The sequence below is a fragment of the Neisseria subflava genome (assembly GCF_024205745.1).
In the GTDB taxonomy this organism is placed as follows: Bacteria; Pseudomonadota; Gammaproteobacteria; order Burkholderiales; family Neisseriaceae; genus Neisseria; species Neisseria flavescens_B.
The window spans coordinates 1,404,032-1,424,225 of sequence record NZ_CP073117.1; the positions used below are offsets into that span (position 1 = coordinate 1,404,032).

Annotated in this window: 14 protein-coding genes; 5 read left to right on the forward strand and 9 right to left on the reverse strand. The window is 50.1% G+C overall.

The features are described 5' to 3' along the window. Positions 1-48: 48 nt before the first annotated feature. The 4 genes from KCG55_RS06760 to KCG55_RS06775 form a co-directional block, all read right to left on the reverse strand. Positions 49-1,644 carry a peptide chain release factor 3 gene (locus tag KCG55_RS06760; protein WP_070588308.1) on the reverse strand — a complete coding sequence of 532 codons (1,596 nt, stop codon included), beginning with the start codon at positions 1,642-1,644 and terminating at the stop codon, positions 49-51. Positions 1,645-1,857: 213 nt separating this feature from the next. Then, positions 1,858-3,000, reverse strand: a complete 1,143-nt coding sequence (locus KCG55_RS06765; protein ID WP_254322487.1) for an NADH-dependent flavin oxidoreductase — start codon at positions 2,998-3,000, stop codon at positions 1,858-1,860. 118 nt (positions 3,001-3,118) lie between these two features. Then, a complete protein-coding gene (locus tag KCG55_RS06770; protein WP_003745670.1) occupies positions 3,119-4,183 on the reverse strand; it encodes a 2,3-butanediol dehydrogenase in 1,065 nt (354 codons plus the stop codon). Between the two features lie 233 nt (positions 4,184-4,416). Then, entirely contained in the window at positions 4,417-5,475 is a 1,059-nt protein-coding gene (locus KCG55_RS06775) for a histone deacetylase family protein (protein ID WP_254322488.1), read from the reverse strand. A gap of 177 nt (positions 5,476-5,652) precedes the next feature. Between KCG55_RS06775 and yajC the strand changes: the two genes are divergently transcribed. From yajC to KCG55_RS06795, 4 genes are all read left to right on the forward strand, one after another. After that, on the forward strand, positions 5,653-5,919 hold the full coding sequence (yajC, locus tag KCG55_RS06780) for a preprotein translocase subunit YajC (RefSeq protein WP_003678762.1): 267 nt from the start codon (positions 5,653-5,655) through the stop codon (positions 5,917-5,919). Positions 5,920-5,994: 75 nt separating this feature from the next. Then, positions 5,995-7,848 (forward strand): protein translocase subunit SecD, encoded by a 1,854-nt coding sequence (secD, locus tag KCG55_RS06785; protein ID WP_254322489.1) that lies wholly within the window; start codon positions 5,995-5,997, stop codon positions 7,846-7,848. Positions 7,849-7,851: 3 nt separating this feature from the next. Further along, a complete protein-coding gene (gene secF / locus KCG55_RS06790; RefSeq protein ID WP_254322491.1) occupies positions 7,852-8,787 on the forward strand; it encodes a protein translocase subunit SecF in 936 nt (311 codons plus the stop codon). A 325-nt stretch (positions 8,788-9,112) separates the two neighbouring features. Next, positions 9,113-9,994 (forward strand): carbohydrate kinase family protein, encoded by an 882-nt coding sequence (locus KCG55_RS06795; RefSeq protein ID WP_254322492.1) that lies wholly within the window; start codon positions 9,113-9,115, stop codon positions 9,992-9,994. A gap of 78 nt (positions 9,995-10,072) precedes the next feature. Here the strand turns inward: KCG55_RS06795 and KCG55_RS06800 are convergent, their stop codons facing one another. From KCG55_RS06800 to rimP, 5 genes are all read right to left on the reverse strand, one after another. Then, entirely contained in the window at positions 10,073-10,630 is a 558-nt protein-coding gene (locus tag KCG55_RS06800) for a nitroreductase family protein (RefSeq protein ID WP_254322493.1), read from the reverse strand. Between the two features lie 110 nt (positions 10,631-10,740). Next, complete coding sequence (locus tag KCG55_RS06805) at positions 10,741-13,479, reverse strand: calcium-binding protein (protein WP_254322494.1); 2,739 nt, start codon at positions 13,477-13,479, stop codon at positions 10,741-10,743. Positions 13,480-13,828: 349 nt separating this feature from the next. Then, positions 13,829-16,723, reverse strand: coding sequence for a translation initiation factor IF-2 (gene infB / locus KCG55_RS06810; protein WP_254322496.1), 2,895 nt, complete (start codon positions 16,721-16,723; stop codon positions 13,829-13,831). Between the two features lie 11 nt (positions 16,724-16,734). Then, on the reverse strand, positions 16,735-18,240 hold the full coding sequence (nusA, locus tag KCG55_RS06815) for a transcription termination factor NusA (RefSeq protein WP_254322497.1): 1,506 nt from the start codon (positions 18,238-18,240) through the stop codon (positions 16,735-16,737). A 27-nt stretch (positions 18,241-18,267) separates the two neighbouring features. Then, entirely contained in the window at positions 18,268-18,699 is a 432-nt protein-coding gene (rimP, locus tag KCG55_RS06820) for a ribosome maturation factor RimP (protein ID WP_003685973.1), read from the reverse strand. Positions 18,700-19,042: 343 nt separating this feature from the next. Here rimP and serC point away from each other — a divergent pair, with 343 nt between their 5' ends. After that, positions 19,043-20,149: a phosphoserine transaminase gene (gene serC / locus KCG55_RS06825; RefSeq protein ID WP_254322499.1), complete on the forward strand. Its 1,107-nt coding sequence runs from the start codon at positions 19,043-19,045 to the stop codon at positions 20,147-20,149. Positions 20,150-20,194 lie beyond the last annotated feature (45 nt).

Here is a 20,194-nt window from a genome sequence, read left to right on the forward strand (position 1 = left end):
TATCGAATGAAAAAAGGCCGTCTGAAAGTTTCAGACGGCCTTTGTGTTTTACAGTTTAACCGAATGCTCGCGTGTTTCGTGGAACACGATGTCCGGCCAGCGTTCTTGTGTCAGATTCAGGTTGACGCGGTTAGGCGCGAGGTAGGCGAGGTTGCCGCCTGCGTCTATCGCCAGATTGCCTGCGTTAGCTTTTTCAAATTCCGCCAGCTTTTTCTTGTCTTCGCACGATACCCAGCGCGCCGACCAGATGGATGCGCTGTCGAACACGGCTTCTACGCCGTATTCGTTGGCCAGCCGCGAGGTAACAACTTCAAACTGCAACACGCCGACCGCGCCCAAAATCAAATCTGCGCCGCTCATCGGTTTGAAGACCTGTACCGCGCCTTCTTCGCCAAGCTGTTGCAAACCTTTTTGCAGTTGTTTGATTTTCAGCGGGTTTTTGATGCGGACGCTGCGGAACAGTTCGGGTGCGAAGAAGGGGATGCCGGTAAACGCCAGTTGTTCGCCTTCGGAGAAGCTGTCGCCGATTTGGATGTTGCCGTGGTTCGGGATACCGATGATGTCGCCCGCGTAGGCTTCTTCCACCAGCTCACGGTCGTGCGACATGAAGGTTACCACGCTGGAGGCGGCGATTTCGCGGTTAATACGCAGGTGTTTCATCTTCATGCCGCGCTCGAATTTACCGGAGCAGACGCGTAAGAAGGCGATGCGGTCGCGGTGTTTCGGGTCCATATTGGCTTGGATTTTGAAGATAAATCCGGAAAATTTCGGCTCGTCCGGCTCGACCATGCGTACGGTCGCGTCGCGCGGTTTCGGCGCAGGCGCCCATTCAATCAATGAATTGAGGATTTCCTGAATACCGAAGTTGTTAATCGCCGAACCGAAGAACACGGGCGTGAGTTCGCCGGCAAGAAATTCGTCAAGGTTGAACTCGTTGGAAGCAGCCTGCACCAATTCGATTTCGTCGCGCAACTGTTGGATTTCCAACGGAAAGCGTTGTTCCAATTCAGGATTGTCTATGCCTTTGATGATGTCGAACTCGTGCGGCAGGCGTTCGCCGCCGGCTTCAAAGAGATAGATTTCGTCGTTCAGGATGTGGTACACGCCTTTGAAGTTTTTGCCCATGCCGATCGGCCAGGTTACGGGCGCGCAGCGGATTTGCAGGATGTTTTCCACTTCGTCCAGCAATTCCAGAGAATCGCGCACTTCGCGGTCGTATTTGTTCATGAACGTGACAATCGGCGTATTGCGCAGGCGGCAGACGTTCAAGAGTTTGATGGTTTGCGCTTCCACGCCTTTTGCCGCGTCGATGACCATCAAGGCGCTGTCCACGGCGGTCAATACGCGGTAGGTATCTTCGGAGAAGTCTTGGTGTCCCGGCGTGTCCAAGAGGTTGACGGTATGGTCTTTGTAGTCGAACTGCATCACGCTTGATGCCACGGAAATGCCGCGCTGCTTCTCGATTTCCATCCAGTCGGAGGTGGCGAATTTGCCGGTTTTCTTGCCTTTTACCGTACCCGCGCTTTGAATCGCACCTGAAAACAGCAGCAGTTTTTCGGTCAGCGTGGTTTTACCCGCGTCGGGGTGGGAGATGATGGCAAACGTGCGGCGGCGGCGCACTTGGTCGAGGATTTCTTGGGACATGGTTTTCTTTGCAAAAAGTTTCAGGCCGCTTTTTCAGACGGCCTGAAGGATATGGGTGTTGGAAAACAGGCTAAAATAAGGGCGTGTGCAACACGCCCTGCAATAGGTTGAAAGATGCGGAATTGTACAAAAAAATGCTTGATAATTCAATGTTTGCACCAAAACAAAGGCCGTCTGAAAAGTTTCAGACGGCCTTTGTTTATGAATCGATGATTAAATATCTATCGGTTTCCATTCCGCGCCTTTTACCGGCGGCAGCCATGATTGCGTACCGCTGGAGGAAAATCCCCATAAGGTGTCGGGGAGGCCGTAATGGTCGTCGCGCGTCGGATCGAGTTGCGTTTCGATTTCATCTTCGCGGCCTTCACGGATTTGCGTGGCGATGTGCGGATTAATCATCACGGTTTTGCCCAATGCGATAAATTCTGCCCAGCCGGTTTCATAGGCGGCCAAAATTTGGTCGGCGGTAAACAGGTTGCCCACGCCGATAAGCGGCAGTTTGCCGTTGATGCGTTCGTGGATGAACTGCATACGGGTTTGCGCGGTATCGCCGCCACGACGGATTTTTTTATCAAATTCCCACAGGGAAACGTGCAGATATTGCAGCGGTTTTTGTACCAATGCGTCAATCAGTGCGCCGGTCTCGGTCATGGTTAAGCCGTCATCGCCCGGCTCTTCAGGGGAGAAGCGGTAGCCGATAATGAAGTCGTCGCGCTGGTGTTTTTCACGGACGGCAACCACGGCATCGATAACGGCCAGCGGGAAGCGCATTCTGTTTTCCAAGCTGCCGCCCCATTGGTCGTTGCGGCAGTTGCTTTGGGCAGAGTAAAACTGTTGGATCAGATAGGTATTGGCACCGTGGATTTCCACGCCGTCAAAACCGGCACGAAGCGCCAAATCGGCGGCTTGCGCATAAGAGGCGATGAGTGCTTCGACTTCTTTTGCGGTCGCTTCGCGTGCGTGTTCGGCTTCGCTGGCGGAAGCACTGATTTTGTCGAGACCGTCCAAAAGTTCATCAATGGCTTTGGAACCGCCGTGATGGATTTGCAAAATCGCTTTTGCGCCTTGCTGTTGCAGGATTTGTGCGGTTTCTTTCAGGCTGTCGAGGCAGTGTTCGCCTGTGGCTTCAGGTTGGCCGTGAAAGGCTTTGCCGTCTTTTTGAACCAAAGTGGCGGCAGTGATAAACATGCCCATATCGCCTGCGCGGTTGCTGAGGAAGGTACGCTCTTGGTCGCTGATTAAACCGTCGGCTTGTGAGCCGAAATGGGTCATAGGGGCGACGACAAGGCGGTTTTTGATGGTTACGCCGTTATTGAGGGTGTATGTTTGAAAGAGTGGGGCGTATTTTGGATTCATAGAATTTTGCTCTTGATAAGTGAATGGTTGGCAGAGGATTGGGCCATTTGGGAATTTATCAAGTAAACAGGCCGTCTGAAAAGTTTCAGACGGCCTGTTTATTCTTTAAACCTTAGGATTAAAGATTAGGATTGACAATGATTTTTACTGCGGATTCGTTGTTGTGGATCAAGCGCTCGAAGCCTTCGGAAATCAATTCGTCCAGTTTGATGCGTTGGGTGATGAAAGGCTCAAGGTTGATTTTGCCTTCTTCAACCAATTTGATGGTTTCTGCGTGGTCGTTGCAGTAGGCGATGGTGCCGCGCACGTCCAGCTCTTTCATCACAACGCTGTGGACGTTGATGGTGGCGGGGTGGCTCCAAATGGATACGATGACGACTTTCGCAGTCGGACGGCAGGCTTCAACCATGGTGTCCAGCACTTTGTTGACGCTGGTGCATTCGAATGCGACGTCCACGCCTTCACCGTTGGTCAGTTTTTTCACTTCTTCGACGACATCGACTTCGGATGGGTCGAGGATGTAGTCGGCCACACCGGCTTCGCGTGCTTTGTCTTTACGCGCTTTGCTCAATTCGGTGATGATGACTTTGATGCCTTTGGCTTTCAGTACGGCAGCCAACAGCAAACCGATCGGGCCTGCGCCGCCAACCAATGCAACATCACCTTCTTTTGCGCCACTGCGTACATAAGCATGGTGGCCGACAGACAGAGGCTCAATCAAAGCAGCTTGGTCCAATGGGATTTTGTCGGAAATAGGGTGTACCCAACGGCGTTTAACGGCAATTTTTTCAGACAAGCCGCCACCGCAGCCGCCCAAGCCGATGAAGTTCATGTCTTTGGAGAGGTGGTAGTTGCTGCCTTCACCGGTCGGTACGTCGTCGCGGATGATGTAGGGTTCAACGACAACGTGTTGGCCGACTTTGATGTCGTCCACACCTTCGCCTACGGCATAAACTACGCCGGAGAACTCGTGACCCATGGTTACGGGGGCTGACTCGCCGGAGATTGGGTGTGGATGGCCGCAAGGCGGAATGAAAATCGGGCCTTCCATGAATTCGTGCAGGTCGGTACCGCAGATACCGCACCACGCAACATTAATGCCGACAGTACCCGGAGCTACGGTTGGCTCGGGAATGTCTTCGATGCGGATGTCGCCTTTGTTGTAAAAACGTGCTGCTTTCATTGTAACGCTCCTTTTTTTAAGTGGAGGCCGTCTGAAAAAGACGGTCAATTAGGGAAAGGGAAGCGGTGTGGCGTGTGAAATGTTTTTATTGATATGTTTTATGTTTGTTATTTTACTACTGACAATATGGAAATGGTTTGTCTTTGCTCAAATTAAAGTTTGTAAATGAAAAAAAAGGCCGTCTGAAATGGATAATCTGTTTTCAGACGGCCTGGGGCAATAGTTTGAATGCGTTATGGTGTAGGATTGTTACTTTTGCCGCGCTTCAGATGCTTTTGGTAGGCGATGACGTAGTCGGCCTTGCTTAAGCCCGCCAATACGCGGATGTGGGCGGCGGCGGATTTGGACAGGGATTCCAAGGTGTAGCCGCCTTCCAGTACGGAAACGACACGTCCCTGACAGCTTGCCGTTGCTTGGACGATTTTGTGCGTCAGCCAGGCAAAATCAGCTTCATGCAGGTTCAGACGGCCTGTTTCGTCTTGTTTGTGCCCGTCAAAACCGGCTGAAAGCAACACCAACTCGGGACGGAAAGCCGTGAGCTTGGGCAGCCATTGTTCGCGGATGGTCGTGCGGAAGATACGGCTGCCTGTGCCCGGTTTGAGGGGTGTATGCAGCATATTTTTGCTGCCGGCGTATTGTTCCGCCTCCGGGAAGGGGAAGATGTCGGTTTCAAACAGGTTGAAAAACATCACGCGCGGATCGTCTTGGAGAATCTCCGCCGTACCGTCGCCGAAGTGGGCGTCGAAATCGATGACGGCGATGCGTTGCAGGCGGTACTGGGCAATGGCGTGCATCACGCCGGCGGCGGTGTTGTTGACGAGGCAGAATCCGCTGGCGCTGTTGCTGTGGGCATGGTGGCCGGGTGGGCGGATGGCGCAAAAAGCATGCCATGCCTTTTTGTTCATCACCATATCGACTGCCTTGACAACGGCTCCGGCCGCAAAACGGGCGGCTTTGAGGGAGTCGTGGCAGATGACCGTATCGTCATCGATGCGGTGGATTTTGCCGGGAAGCGGCTGGGCAGCTTCCAATTCGTGCAGATAATTGCGTGAGTGGACCAATGCCAGTTGCGCATCTTTGATTTCGGGTGCTTCAGCGGTTTGCAGATGACGCCAAATGCCTTCCTTTTTTAAGGCGGCTTGAATGGCGCTGATGCGTTCTGGCTTGTCGGGGTGGTTGGTGCCCGGTTGGTGCTGCAGAAATATCGGATGGGAAATCCATACGGTGCGGGCATTTTTGCCAAGTAATCGACGCAGTAGGGTACGCACGCGCCAAATGATTTTTTTAAGCATGGGAAGTGTGTATCGAACGAGTCGCACGGACTGCTAAATATGGTTAATAAATACGGAAATGCTTGGAAATTTTTCAGACGGCCTTTAGAATAGCTCAATTTTACAGTCCGACCAACTGCGTTTTGGACTGTATGCAGTTTTTTACTTTATCTTAAAACTCAAAAGAACGGATATATTATGAATCAAGCTGTGGCTCAATTTGCCCCTTTACTGCTGATTATGGTGGTGTTTTACTTCCTGATTATGCGTCCTCAACAAAAGAAATTCAAAGCACACCAAGCTATGCTGGCTGCTTTGAAAGTAGGCGATAAAGTCGTTTTGGCTGCAGGTTTCAAAGGCCGCGTGACCAAAGTCGGCGAGCAATTCTACACTGTCGATATCGGCCAAGGTGCGAGAATCGAAGTGGAAGTGGAACGCAACGCGATTGCCGCGAAAGCCGAATAATCCGTTTTTTTGCGAAAAGCCGCCTCATTTTCCGAGTGCGGCTGTTTGCCTTTATAAATAAAGCAAAGGTTTACCATGAACCGTTATCCTTTATGGAAATACCTGCTGATTGCGTTCACGATTGTGGTTGCGGCTGTGTATTCGCTGCCCAACCTTTTCGGTGAAACGCCTGCCGTACAGGTATCGACCAACCGACAAGCCATCGTTATCAATGAGCAAACCCAGTCTAAAGTGTCTTCTGCGTTGCAAAGCGCAGGTATTCAGACGGACGGTATGTTCATTGTTGATAATTCGCTGAAAGTGCGTTTTAAAGATACTGAAACGCAATTGAAAGCGCGTGATGTCATCGAAAACACTTTGGGCGAAGGTTATATTACCGCGCTCAACCTTTTGGCGGACAGTCCTGAGTGGATGGCAAAAATTAAAGCCAATCCGATGTTCTTGGGTCTGGACTTGCGCGGCGGTGTGCATTTCACCATGCAGGTGGACATGAAAGCTGCGATGCAGAAAACGTTTGAACGTTACGCCGGCGACATCCGTCGCGAATTGCGTCGCGAAAAAATCCGTACCGGTACGGTGCATCATACTGAAAACGGTCTGACCGTGCCTCTGCAAGATGCTGCCGATGTACAAAAGGCCTTGCCTCAGTTGCAAAAAATGTTCCCTGAAGCCACTTTAGTTGCAGACGGCAACAATATCGTGCTGACTCTGTCTGAAGAGGCGATTAATAAAGTACGCTCTGATGCGGTTAAGCAAAACATCAACACTTTACACAATCGTGTGAACGAATTGGGTGTGGCAGAACCGGTTATCCAGCAATCCGGTCTTGACCGCATTGTTGTACAGCTGCCGGGTGTACAAGATACTGCCAAAGCAAAAGACATTATCGGTCGTACCGCGACTTTGGAAGTGCGCATGGTGGAAGACGATCCGATTAAACTGCAAGAAGCCTTAAACGGTAATGTACCGACTGGTTATGAGTTGCTGTCAAGCGGTGGTGATCATCCGGAAACTATTTTGGTCAACAAACAAGTTGAACTGACCGGCGACAATATCAACGACGCGCAACCTAGCTTTGACCAAATGGGTGCGCCTGCCGTGAGCCTGAGCTTGGACAGCGCAGGTGGCAGCATTTTTGGCGAATTGACTTCGGCCAATGTGGGTAAACGTATGGCTATGGTGTTGATCGATCAAGGTAAATCCGAAGTCGTGACCGCGCCTGTCATCCGCGCCGCCATTACCGGTGGCCGTGTAGAAATTTCCGGCAGCATGACAACTGCCGAAGCCAACGATACTTCATTGTTGCTGCGTGCCGGCTCGCTGGCTGCGCCTATGCAGATTGTCGAAGAACGTACCATCGGCCCGTCTTTGGGTAAAGAAAACATTGAAAAAGGTTTCAATTCTACCTTGTGGGGCTTTGCCGCCGTTGCCGCATTTATGGTGGTTTACTACCGTCTGATGGGTTTCTTCTCTACCATCGCTTTGAGTACCAATATTTTGTTCTTGGTAGGTATTTTGTCTGCCATGCAGGCAACGCTGACCCTGCCGGGTATTGCTGCGTTGGCATTGACATTGGGTATGGCGATTGACTCCAACGTATTGATTAACGAACGTATCCGGGAAGAATTGCGCGGAGGTATGCCACCTCAGCAGGCAATCAATCTGGGTTTCCAACATGCTTGGGCAACCATTGTCGACTCTAACTTGACCTCTCTGATTGCCGGTATTGCTTTGTTGGTATTCGGTTCCGGTCCTGTACGCGGTTTTGCCGTTGTACACTGTATCGGTATTCTGACCTCGATGTATTCGTCTGTGGTCGTGTTCCGTGCTTTGGTCAACCTGTGGTACGGCCGCCGTCGCAAATTGCGGAATATTTCCATTGGTGCGGTATGGAAGCCGAAAGCTGAAATGGCAGAAGGCAAGGAGTAAAACATGGAACTCTTTAAAATCAAACGCGATATTCCGTTTATGAGCTACGGCAAACTGACGACCTTTATTTCGTTGGTTACGTTTATCGTCGCCGTGTTCTTTTTGGTAACCAAAGGCCTGAATTTCTCCGTCGAATTTACCGGCGGTACGGTAATGGAAGTCCAATATCAGCAGGGTGTGGATGTGAATCAAACGCGCGAACGCCTCGATACGCTGAAAATGGGTGATGTACAGGTTCAGGCATTGGGTACGAACAAGCACATCATGATTCGCCTGCCGAATAAAGAAGGCGTAACGTCAGCCCAGCTGTCCAACCAAGTGATGGATTTGCTGAAAAAAGACAATCCTGACGTTACCTTGCGCCAAGTTGAATTTATCGGCCCTCAGGTTGGTGAAGAATTGGTTACCAATGGTTTGATGGCATTGGGCTTCGTGGTGGCAGGTATTATTATTTACTTGTCCATGCGTTTTGAGTGGCGTTTTGCAGTATCTGCGATTATTGCGAATATGCACGATATCGTGATTATTCTCGGCTGTTTCGCCTTCTTCCAATGGGAATTTTCTCTGACTGTTTTGGCAGGTATTTTGGCAGTTTTGGGTTATTCCGTGAACGAATCTGTGGTTGTATTTGACCGTATTCGTGAAAACTTCCGTAAGCCGCATATGCGCGGCCATACTGTGCCGGAAGTCATCGACAACGCGATTACTGCAACCATGAGCCGTACCATCATTACCCACGGTTCGACCGAGGCAATGGTTGTTTCTATGCTTGTGTTCGGCGGTGCAGCCTTGCACGGTTTCTCTATGGCGCTGACCATCGGTATCGTATTCGGTATTTACTCTTCCGTATTGGTTGCCAGCCCGCTCTTGCTGATGTTTGGCTTGAGTCGTGAGAACATTGCCAAAGAAGTGAAGAAAAAAGAAGAAGTTGTAGTCTAAACACTGCAATAATTCGATAAAGGCCGTCTGAAAATTGATTGAATCAGTTTTCAGACGGCCTTTTGTATTTAAATTTCAGAATATTTTGTTTTAATGAAATAGGAGGGGATAAATGTGAAAGAAAAAGAAAAAAATAGGAACAATATAATTTTGTGATGAATCAAGTTTATTGTCTGATGTCCCCTTAATTGCTTGTCAGTCCCAATGTTTTAAAACATAATACTTTTGCCCCCGATACTGGAATTTTACTACAATTACATGATTTGCAAAAAATCTGTCGGGTGTGCAGACCCTGCCAATCAACCTCAAAAAAGGAAGGCCAAGAATGAAAGTAACCAGTTTCGGCGAAGTGCTGTGGGACGATTTTCCAAACGGAAAGGTATTGGGTGGAGCACCCCTGAATGTTACCGTTCGTTTGCAGTCTTTGGGTATCGATACTGCCATCATCAGCCGTCGTGGCGATGATGCCGATGGTGAAGAATTGCTATGCCAGATTCAAAGTAAAAACGTCAATACTGATTATTTGCAGGTTTGCCATGAATGTGCGACCAGCTTGGTGAAAGTACACTTGGACAAGTATGGCAGTGCGTCTTATGAGATTGTCTATCCTTGCGCGTGGGACAGGATTGCGGTTGATGATGCGGCAATCAAACGTGTGGCAGAATCAGATGCTTTCGTTTTTGGCAGCTTGGCAACCCGTGATGAAGTTTCGCGTAAAAGCTTGGCAGTTTTGCTGAAAGAAGCCAAATTCAAAATTTTTGACGTTAATCTGCGCAAGCCCCATTACGATATTGACCGCTTGCTGGAGACCATGAAACAGTCCGATATGGTCAAACTCAATGATGATGAGTTGTATGAATTGGCTGCGGCTTATGGCTCTCCTTATCACAGTATCGAGCAAAATATCGGCTACCTCGTTGAGCTGACCGGCGTCAAAATTCTTTGCGTGACTTTGGGCAGCCATGGCGCGGTTTTGTATAAGGACGGCGAGTTATACCGTCATTGCGGTTTCCGCGTCAAAGTGGTGGATACTGTCGGCTCGGGCGACAGCTTTCTTGGCGGCTTGACCTACAAACTGCTGAACAATGCGCCTCCTCAAGAAGCTATTGCTTTTGCTTGTGCGTTGGGTGCATTGGTAGCTTCACGCCATGGCGCGACGGCGAATATTTCTTTGGAAGAAATTGAAGCGTTTATGTATCCGGCTTGATGCTTCGATAATAGATATAAAAAGGCCGTCTGAAAACCATTAAATCAGGTTTTCAGACGGCCTGAGTGTTTTCAAGCTTTACCAATAAGTTGTAAAACATTCCAAGTTGGTATTTTTCGGGCCGCCTCCTTCTTCGGTTGGCGAACCAATCATCATCAGGCCGATGATTTTGTCTTTGTCGGCACACTCAAATGCTTCGCGCAACAATGGGCTGTTGACCCACATGCCCGTAATCCAAACATTGTCGAAGCCTTGGGCTGAAGCAGCCAGTTGTAAAGCATAGGCGGCGCAGCCGGCAGTCAGCATTTGCTCCCATTCAGGTTTGGGTTTTGCCACTTCACGGTTTGGCGTAAATGTAACGCCGATAATCATAGGTGCCATGTTGCCGACGCGTTCAGCCTTTTTCATGGCATCGTCGCCGAAGTTGAGATCGGTAACGGTCTTGCTCAACAGCTCGCGGAAACGTTGTAAGCCGGCTTCGCTTTGAATTACAGTAAAGCGGTAAGGGCGCATATTACCGTGATCAGGTACTTGTGTTGCCGCTTGCAGCATTTGTTCCAGTTGCTCAGCATTGGGTGCCGGAGCAGTCAGTTTTTTGGAAGAACGACGCGTGGTGAGGAGATTTAAGGCATCCATTTTTATTCTTTCTTGTGAATTCGAATGAGAATAATTATATAGCAGAACGATAAATAAATCAGCAAAGGACTGAGGCCGTCTGAATTAAGGTTTCAGACGGCCTTTGAGTTTTACAGGATACCGTTGTTTTGTGTATTTTCAGTAATCAGTGCTTTGCTGATTTCGTCGGCGGTGTAGCTCTTACCGTTTCCGAATACAAAGCTGTCAACATTATTGTTGGCAATATCATGGATGGTCAGGGTGTCGCCTGTATCTTTGATGGTTAAGACCCAATCATCGCCGGTTTTCAGCTGTAAATCTTTCAGTGTAAGCCCTTCTTTGAAAAGGACTTGGGTATTGCTGCCACCATACGGATTAAAGGTGTCGTTGCCGCTGTTTCTGCCAAACATGATAACGGTGTTGTCGGCACCCGGGTCGGTAATGGTATCGTTGCCGCCGGCCGTATCAACGATGTTGATACCACGTCCTAACGTAATGGTTTCATCGCTGCGGTTGCCCCTGTATTCGACAACAGAAGTGTAACGCGACAAATCTAAATCGCTGTTATCGCTATCGGCATGGATGGTGTGGTTGAAGTTGTTGTACACATCACGGTTGAGTTCTTCAACGGGTTGGCCGGTGTATTGGACGATGTTTGTGTTGCCGATCATGTGCGGGATAGACAGTTTGAAGTGGTTGATTAGCTCGCCTGTGCTGTATGAGGTATTGCCGTCAAACTGAAATTCGGAAATCGCACCATAAATGCCGCTTTGGTTTTTGATGGTTAAAACATCATCCGTGCCTTTAATGCGGATATGCCAAGTATCGCCATCCAGCAGGGGATTGGATACAAATTGGTTGCTGTCGGGCATGTCGGCAATACTGGTTTTGTCGTAACCTTTTTCAACGGTAATTTCAAGGTCGTTAAGGGTAATGCCGCCGGTAAATTTCACAACGTTGGCGTTTAGTCTGTGCAGGCTTGCTTCGCTATCAAAACCGAAGTTGTAGTCGAAAATGGTGTCGTGACCGTAACCTTTCCCGAAAACATAGGTATCGTTGTGTTCGCCGCCTTCCAGATAATCATTGCCTGCGCCGCCGTTGAGCAAATCGGCGCCTACATGGGCATAGAGTTTGTCGTTGCCGTTGCCGCCATAGAGTTTATCGTCGGAAGCAGGTTCGTTGCCGTAATAGGTTTCGCTGTGTTCGCGCAAGATGTCATCGCCGTCGTGGCCATAAAGGGTATCATGGCCGTCGTTGCCGCCGTCAATTTCATTGTTGCCTGCATTGCCATGCAAGATGTCATCGCCGTTTGTGCCGACAAATTTAATGGTTTCAGCCTTCAGCGCTTGGAAGGCTTGTTGGAACTGTGCGGCAGTGTAGGTTTGGTCGTTGAACTGGAAACGGTCGATGGAAATACTGCCATCAGCGCCGATTTGGTTTTGAATCAGGGCTGAACCTTGCTCCGAAGTAATTTCCCAGCTTTGGCTGCCGTCATCGTTATGAATGGCCTTCAGGTTGAGCTTGGTATTGTTCAGGCCGTCTGAAAACTTGAGGGTATTGATGCCTTGGTTGTCGATAATGGTATCGTTGTCGCCGTAGATATAGGTATCGTTTCCTGCGCCGCCTTTCAGAATGTCTTTACCCTTGCCACCCACTAAAATGTCGTCGCCTGCATCACCGTTGATGACATCGTTACCGTCGCCGCCATCCAGATAATCGTTGCCGTCGCCGCCGTTGAGGTTGTCGTTGCCACCCATGCCGTAAACGGTATCATCACCGCGTCCGCTATTGAGGCGGTTGCGGCCTTCGTTACCGGTCAGAATGTTATTGCTGTTGTTGCCGGCGGCAAAAATATTGGCCGAGCCGGTCAAGGTAACATTTTCGACGTGGGTAGCGGCAGTATGAGAAATGCTGCTGAATACGGTGTCTTCGCCGCCGCCAGCCTGTTCGATCACCACGTCTTTTACATCATCAACGTAGTAAGTATCATTGCCGTCCCCACCTTCCATAATGTCGGCACCGGCTTTGCCGTCGATAATATCATCGCCGGATGTGCCGATCAGATGGTCATGGCCGTCGCTGCCATTGATGGTCTTGCCGCTTTCGGTATGCTCAGTCAGGGAAATATTGAAATATTTGGCAAAGCTGTTTACATCCAGTTTTTGTGTGCCAATGATGAATTGGGAAATTGCCGGTGTTGTACCGTTTTGAGTGTATTGGTTTTTGATGGTTAACACGGCGTTGCTGTTTTTCACGGCAATCAGCCAGTCTTGACTGCCGGTTTCGTTGTTTCGGACTTCGACGGTTAAATCGTTAAGGCTCAGGTCGGTATGGAAGCGGATGCTGTTGTGGCCTTGATTGTCGATGATGATGTCTTGCTCGCTTTTGGCAGAGAAAAGGTAGGTGTCGTCGCCTTCGCCACCTTCAAGCACATCATTGCCTGCTTCGCCGTTGAGGGTGTCATTGCCTGTTTCACCGAAAAGATGGTCGTTGCCTTCGCCGCCATTAATAAAATCGTTGCCACCGCCACCGTAAACGACGTCGTCACCGCGCCCGCTGTTGAGGCGGTTGCGGCCTTCATTGCCGATGAGGATATTGTTACTGTTGTTGCCTGCGCCGAAGATGTTGGCTGTACCGGTCAAAACAAGGTTCTCAACGTGGTTTGGAAGGGTATAGCTGACGTTGCTGTAAACCGTATCATCTCCGCCATTTGGGTTTTCAATGATTTTATCGTCGCTACGGGTTACATAATAAACGTCATCTCCCGATGTGCCTGTTGTTGCTTGTGCAAGGGGGGATGGCTGCAATTGCTCTAAATGTCGTAATTCAAATTGCGCATTGGGGGCGCGCATTGCTTTTTCTATTGTCATGATATTTTCTTTAGATATTGATGAGAGTAACAAGGAAGTAAACGTATCCGGCATATGGCCGGTATTGCTTAATTTGTATTGTGTTTAGGCTGTATATACTAGTGCCGAAATTTGATAAAAACAACAAAAACGTTAAGATATGACAATATATAGAGAGCCTTATCAGGCTTAGTTTGCCGTCTATTCTTTTGCTAAATGGCTTTGCCTTGTGCGGCTGTTTTGTTTCTTATATACCACACATCAATTTTAATAGTTTCAAACTATGAATGGTTGTAAAAAGGCCGTCTGAAAAAAGAAGCAGGTTTCGCATTGCAAAACCTGCTTCTGATTTTTCAGACGGCCTGTCTGATTACAGAGTACGGGCAACTTCGACGATGTCGAAACATTCGAGTTGGTCGCCTTCCATAATCTCGTTGTAGCCTTTGAGCATCAGACCACATTCAAAGCCCATGCGGACTTCTTTGACGTCGTCTTTGTAGCGTTTCAAAGAAGACAGCTCGCCGGTATGGATAACTACGTTGTTGCGGATGAGGCGGACGTGGGAATCGCGTTTGACCACACCGTCGGTAACCATACAGCCTGCAATGTTGCCGACTTTGGAAACGGAGATAACCTGACGGATTTCGACCGTACCGGTTACTTGCTCTTTCTCTTCCGGAGAGAGCATACCGCTCATGGCGGCTTTCACGTCGTCGATGGCATCGTAAATGATGTTGTAGTAACGGATTTCCACGTTTTCATTCTCAGCCAGTTTGCGGGCGGAAGCATCTGCACGGACGTTAAAGCCGATGATGAATGCGCCGGAAGCGATGGCTAAGTTAACATCAGATTCGGTAATGCCGCCAACGCCGCTGTGTAACACGTTTACTTTCACTTCGTCAGTGGACAGTTTTTTCAGGCTGCCCGCCAAAGCTTCGTAAGAACCTTGTACGTCTGCTTTGATGATGACAGACAAGGATTGGGCTTGGTTTTCGCCCATGTTGTTGAACATGTTTTCCAGTTTTGCGGCCTGTTGTTTGGCCAAGCGTACATCGCGGTATTTGCCTTGACGGAAGAGAGCGATTTCGCGTGCTTTTTTCTCGTCGGCCAATACCATTGCATCTTCGCCTGCGTTCGGTACGTCGGACAAGCCGAGGATTTCGACAGGGATAGAAGGGCCGGCTTCATTGATGGCTTTGCCGTTTTCGTCAACCATCGCACGGATTTTACCGAATGCAGTACCGGCAAGCAGCATATCGCCTTTTTTCAGTGTACCGCTTTGTACCAAAAGGGTGGCAACCGCGCCGCGGCCTTTGTCCAAACGTGCCTCAACGATGATGCCTTTGGCAGGTGCATCGACTGGTGCAGTCAGTTCCAAAACTTCGGCTTCGAGCAATACCGCTTCGAGCAATGCATCGATGTTCAGGCCTTTTTTAGCGGAAACGTCGATGAACTGTACATCGCCGCCCCATTCATCAGGCACGACTTCGTGCGCAGTCAGCTCTTGGCGGATACGCTCAGGGTTGGCAGCTTCTTTATCGATTTTGTTGACGGCAACCACCATCGGTACGCCCGCGGCTTTAGCGTGGGCAATCGCCTCGATGGTTTGAGGCATTACGCCGTCGTCGGCTGCTACAACAAGAATCACGATATCGGTTGCTTTCGCACCGCGCGCACGCATGGCGGTAAACGCTTCGTGACCCGGAGTATCCAAGAAGGTAATCACGCCGCGAGGGGTTTCAACGTGGTATGCACCGATGTGTTGGGTAATGCCGCCCGCTTCGCCTTGTACCACTTTGGCGCGGCGGATGTAGTCCAGCAGGGAAGTTTTACCGTGGTCAACGTGACCCATTACGGTCACAACCGGCGGACGTGGCAATGCTTCGGCTTCTACTGCTTCAACGCCTTCATCCAAGAATGCTTCAGGGTCGTCGGCTGCGGCAGGTTTACCGATGTGGCCGAGTTCTTCCACCACAATCAGGGCAGTGTCTTGGTCGATGGATTGGTTGATGGTTACCATCATGCCCATTTTCATCAGGGCTTTAACCACTTCGACGCCTTTAACGGCCATTTTGTGCGCCAAGTCGGCAACGGTAATGGTTTCGGGAACCAAAACTTCGTGTACGACGGGCTCAGTCGGCGCTTGGAAGGCGTGTTGGTTTGGCTCAAGTTTGAGTTTTTTGCCTTTTTTGCCGCCGCGTACGCGCTCGTCGTCACCATTGCGCGCATTGTTGCGGTCACGGCCGCCTTTGCCGCCTTTGCCTCTGGCGTTACGGCCTTGATTTTCTTCATCACGATCACGACGGTCTTCTTTTTTACTGCGCGCGTTGTGTTCGGATTTACCTTCGCCGGATGCTGCTTTGGCTTTCTCGGCGGGTTTACTGCGTTCGCCTGATTTGGCTTCTTTAGTAGGTTTTGAGTCTTGCTCGGCCTGTTGTTTTATGGCTTCACGGCGTGCTTGACGCTCTTGTTTTTCTTTCAACAAGGCTTCTTGATGCGCACGCAGGGCGGCAGCACGACGGGCTTCTTCATCGCGTTGAGCCTGTTCTTCCTCGCTGACGACAGGTTGCGGTACGGCAGGAGCGGCAGGTTTGGCTGCCTTTTTCGCTTCTTTGCCTTTGCCGCCTTTGTCTTGTTTGGCTTTGACAGGTTTTTTGGTTTCGGCTGGTTTTTCAGCTTCAACGGATTTTTCAGACGGCTTGTTGTCTGCTTTCGCTTCAACTTTTGCTTCGGCCTTGGCTTCTACGGCTTCAACCGGTTTGGCTTCTTCTTTTTTGGCTTCGGCAGGTTTGCCTTCTGCTTTTGGTGCGGTTTTGGCTGCTTTCAGTCTGGCTGCTTCGGCCTCTGCTTTGGCACGGGCTTCGGCTTTTGCGGCAGCTTCTGCTTCGGCTTTGGCTTTTTCTTCGGCAGCTTGGGCGGCTGCTTTTTCTGCTTCGGCTTTTTGGTTTTCCGCTGCTACTTTGGCTTTGGCTTCCGCTGCCAATTCTTCGGAAGAAGGAATGGTAACGGCACGGCTGCGGCGGCGTGTTTCCACTTTTACGCCGTCAACGGTGCTGACTTCGGTTTTTTTGCGGCGGATGCTGATGGTGCCGCTGTTGCTGCCGTTTTTCTTTTGCAGGTAAGCAGTCAACAGTTGTTTGTCGTCAGTGGTTATGCTGTCATTACCGCTGTTTTTGTTGACCCCGGCTTCTTTCAATTGTTTAAGCAAATCATCGACGGGGCGGTTTAGTTCGGCGGCAAATTGCGCTACGGTTGTATTACTCATTCAGTACCCCCTTAGTTATTTTCTTCAGTAAACCAGTGTTCGCGTGCAGCCAAAATCACTTTTTTGGCTTCTTCTTCGTCAACACCGGTAATTTCGATCAATTCGTCAACAGACAATTCGGCCAGATCATCGCGTTGGGTTACGCCGGCTTCGGCCAGTTTGCGCAACATATCGGAATCTACGCCGTCCAAATTGCGCATGTCTTCAGATACTTCACCCAATTTTTCTTCTGCGGCGATGGTAATGGTCAGGATAGCGTCGCGTGCGCGGTTGCGCAGGGTTTCAACGATTTCTTCGTCAAAGCCGTCAATGGCGAGCAATTCTGCCGCTGGAACGTAAGCAACTTCTTCCAAAGTGGCAAAGCCTTCTTCCACCAAGATATCGGCGGTTTCGTCGTCGATGTTCAAGTGGGTAGTGAAGAGGTTGCGGATAACCGCGTCTTCGGCGGCATTGCGCTCGTCGGCTTCTTCAACGGTCATGATGTTCAGCTGCCAGCCGGTCAGGATGGAAGCCAGACGGACGTTTTGACCGCCGCGGCCGATGGCCAGCGCCAGTTGGTTTTCATCAACGATTACGTCAACGGCGTGTTTGTCTTCGTCAATCACGATGCGGCTCACTTCGGCAGGAGACAACGCATTCATCACGAATTGCGCAGGCTCAGGAGACCATAATACGATGTCGATGCGTTCGCCGGACAATTCGTTGCTTACGGCGTTAACACGGGAACCGCGCACGCCGATACAAGTACCTTGCGGGTCGATGCGTTGGTCGTTGGCTTTAACGGCAACTTTGGCGCGTTGGCCGGGGTCGCGTGCTACTTCGCGGATTTCCAACAGGCCGTCTGCAATTTCAGGCACTTCGTTGGCGTAGAGTTTGGCCAAGAAGTCGCCGCTGGTACGGCTCAAAATGACTTGTTTGCGGCCGGTATTGCCGATTTCGTCCACACGCAGGAAGAGGGCGCGGATGCGGTCGCCGCTGCGGAAGTTTTCGCGCGGAATCATTTCTTCGCGCGGAATCAGTGCGTCGAGTTTGCCTGCAACGACTTCAACGATGATGCCGTGGCGCTCGACGCGTTTTACCGTACCGGAAACGATGTCTTCTTTAGAAGCGAGGAACTCGTTCAGGTTTTGCTCGCGCTCCGCATCACGGATGCGTTGCAGGATGATTTGTTTGGCAGTTTGTGCGGCTTGGCGGCCGAAGCCTTCGTTTGGCAGCTGCTCTTCGTAGTATTCGCCGATTTGGATGGTAGTGCCGGGAATTTCTTCTTGGATTTCCTCGATGGTTTTTTCTACGTCGGGGTAGGTGTAGTCTTCATCGGCAACAATCAGCCAGCGGCGGAAGGTTTGGTATTCGCCGGTATCGCGGTCAATTTCGACGCGCACGTCCATGTGCTCGCGGTCGGCTTTTTTCTTGGCAGCAGTAGAGAGGGCGAATTCAAGGGCTTTGAATACGACTTCCGTTTCAACGTTTTTTTCACTTGCCAGCGCTTCGGCCAGCTGTAACATTTCGCGACTCATTTTCTAGAATCTCCAAGTAATCGGTTTTCAAAATTTAAATTCGGGGCGCAAACGGGCTTTGTCGATGTTGCTCAATTCGATTTGGGCAGTTTTGCCGTCGAAAGAGACGGTAACGATGTCGTTTTCGCAAGATTCGATGCGGCCGATGAAGTTTTTCTGACCATCAATCGGCAGGCGTGTTTTGATTTTGGCGTTCTGGCCGGCAAAGCGCACGAAGTCGGCGGCTTTTTTCAGCGGGCGGTCAAGGCCCGGGCTGGAGATTTCCAAACGTTTGTAGTCGATGTCTTCAACCATAAACACGCGGCTCAGATGGTTGCTGACAGTGGCGCAGTCTTCGACGGTGATACCGCCTTCTTTATCGATGAAAACGCGCAAATCGCCTTGTGCGGTCAGTTCGAAATCGACCAGCTCGTAGCCCAAGCCGGGCAGGGTTTTATCAAGAATGCTTTGAATATCCATGCTTCTCCAGAAGTACATAAACAAAAAAATGGCCGCGCGGCCATTTTTCGTGTGATTTGAAAAATTGGCCTATTATAACTGTTTTCAAGATAAAAGAAAAGTGTTGATTTGGCGTGGATTTTTTGAAGTGATTGCTTAAATGGAAGGTGGAAGAGTGAGGCCGTCTGAAAAGGAAATTGTTGACAAGTTTTGATATGGCGTTTTTGAAATTATTTTGGAAAACAAAGAATTGGTATTGCTTTGTTTTCAGACGGCCTTGGATTTTCTGATTTTTCGTGCTTGCACAATGTGCAAGGCGGTTCTACAATTTCTTCATACCCACCGAATAAGAAAGAAGGCCGCCATGTCCGCACACCCGATTTACAATTTTTCCGCAGGTCCTGCCGTATTGCCGGAAGCGGTATTGCGTACCGCGCAACAGGAAATGCTCGACTACAACGGTACGGGCTTCCCCGTGATGGCGATGAGCCACCGTTCGGATATGTTTTTGAGCATTCTGCATCATGCCGAACAAGACTTGCGCCAGCTTTTGAATATTCCGTCCAACTATAAAATCCTGTTTTTACAGGGCGGTGCGACCACGCAATTCAATATGGTGGCCATGAATTTGGCGTACGGTTTTGCGACTGCCGACGCGGTGGTAACGGGCAACTGGAGCCGTATTGCCTATGAACAGATGAGCCGTTTGAGCAATGCCGAAATCCGTTTGGCCGCGCATGGTGGCGAGCAATATGCCTATAAAAACCTGCCTGCGGTTGAGGATTGGGATGTCAACCCGAATTCCGCGTTTGTTCATTTTGCGATTAATGAAACCGTAAACGGCTTGCAGTATCAAAACGTCCCCAAACTTTCAGACGGCCTGCCGCCGCTGGTGTGCGATATGTCCAGCGAGATTTTGTCGCGTGAGTTTGATGTATCCGATTACGGCCTGATTTATGCCGGCGCGCAAAAAAATATCGGCCCTGCCGGTGCGACCGTGGTCATTATCCGCGAGGATTTGCTGGAGCGTTGTCCGAACGATATTCCCGATGTGTTCAACTACCGTTCGCACATCAACCGCGACGGTATGTACAACACGCCTTCCACCTATGCGATTTATATGTCGGGCTTGGTGTTCCGCTGGTTGCAAACGCAGGGTGGTGTGAAAAAAATTGAAGCGGTCAATCGAATGAAGGCGCAAACCTTGTATGAGGCGATAGACGGCAGCGGCGGTTTTTACATCAACGATATTTATCCTGATGCGCGTTCCAAAATGAACGTGGTCTTCAAAACCGCAAGCGAGGATTTGGACCGCCACTTTGTGTTGGAGGCCGAGTTGCAGGGCTTGTGCCTGCTCAAGGGCTATAAAACCGTCGGTGGTATGCGCGCCAGCATTTACAATGCGATGCCGCTTGAAGGTGTGAACGCGTTGGCCGAATTTATGAAAGATTTCCAACGACGTTACGGTTAAGATGAAGATATAAAAAGGCCGTCTGAAACTGGGTTTCAGACGGCC

What these genes read in the sequence shown, in the direction of transcription:
- KCG55_RS06795 (WP_254322492.1), top strand. Translation starts at nt 9,113, where the DNA reads ATGAAAGTAACCAGTTTCGGCGAAGTGCTGTGGGACGATTTTCCAAAC.
- yajC (WP_003678762.1), top strand. Translation starts at nt 5,653, where the DNA reads ATGAATCAAGCTGTGGCTCAATTTGCCCCTTTACTGCTGATTATGGTG.
- serC (WP_254322499.1), top strand. Translation starts at nt 19,043, where the DNA reads ATGTCCGCACACCCGATTTACAATTTTTCCGCAGGTCCTGCCGTATTG.
- KCG55_RS06775 (WP_254322488.1), bottom strand. Translation starts at nt 5,475, where the DNA reads ATGCTTAAAAAAATCATTTGGCGCGTGCGTACCCTACTGCGTCGATTA.
- infB (WP_254322496.1), bottom strand. Translation starts at nt 16,723, where the DNA reads ATGAGTAATACAACCGTAGCGCAATTTGCCGCCGAACTAAACCGCCCC.
- KCG55_RS06760 (WP_070588308.1), bottom strand. Translation starts at nt 1,644, where the DNA reads ATGTCCCAAGAAATCCTCGACCAAGTGCGCCGCCGCCGCACGTTTGCC.
- secD (WP_254322489.1), top strand. Translation starts at nt 5,995, where the DNA reads ATGAACCGTTATCCTTTATGGAAATACCTGCTGATTGCGTTCACGATT.
- KCG55_RS06805 (WP_254322494.1), bottom strand. Translation starts at nt 13,479, where the DNA reads ATGACAATAGAAAAAGCAATGCGCGCCCCCAATGCGCAATTTGAATTA.
- KCG55_RS06770 (WP_003745670.1), bottom strand. Translation starts at nt 4,183, where the DNA reads ATGAAAGCAGCACGTTTTTACAACAAAGGCGACATCCGCATCGAAGAC.
- KCG55_RS06800 (WP_254322493.1), bottom strand. Translation starts at nt 10,630, where the DNA reads ATGGATGCCTTAAATCTCCTCACCACGCGTCGTTCTTCCAAAAAACTG.
- nusA (WP_254322497.1), bottom strand. Translation starts at nt 18,240, where the DNA reads ATGAGTCGCGAAATGTTACAGCTGGCCGAAGCGCTGGCAAGTGAAAAA.
- secF (WP_254322491.1), top strand. Translation starts at nt 7,852, where the DNA reads ATGGAACTCTTTAAAATCAAACGCGATATTCCGTTTATGAGCTACGGC.
- KCG55_RS06765 (WP_254322487.1), bottom strand. Translation starts at nt 3,000, where the DNA reads ATGAATCCAAAATACGCCCCACTCTTTCAAACATACACCCTCAATAAC.
- rimP (WP_003685973.1), bottom strand. Translation starts at nt 18,699, where the DNA reads ATGGATATTCAAAGCATTCTTGATAAAACCCTGCCCGGCTTGGGCTAC.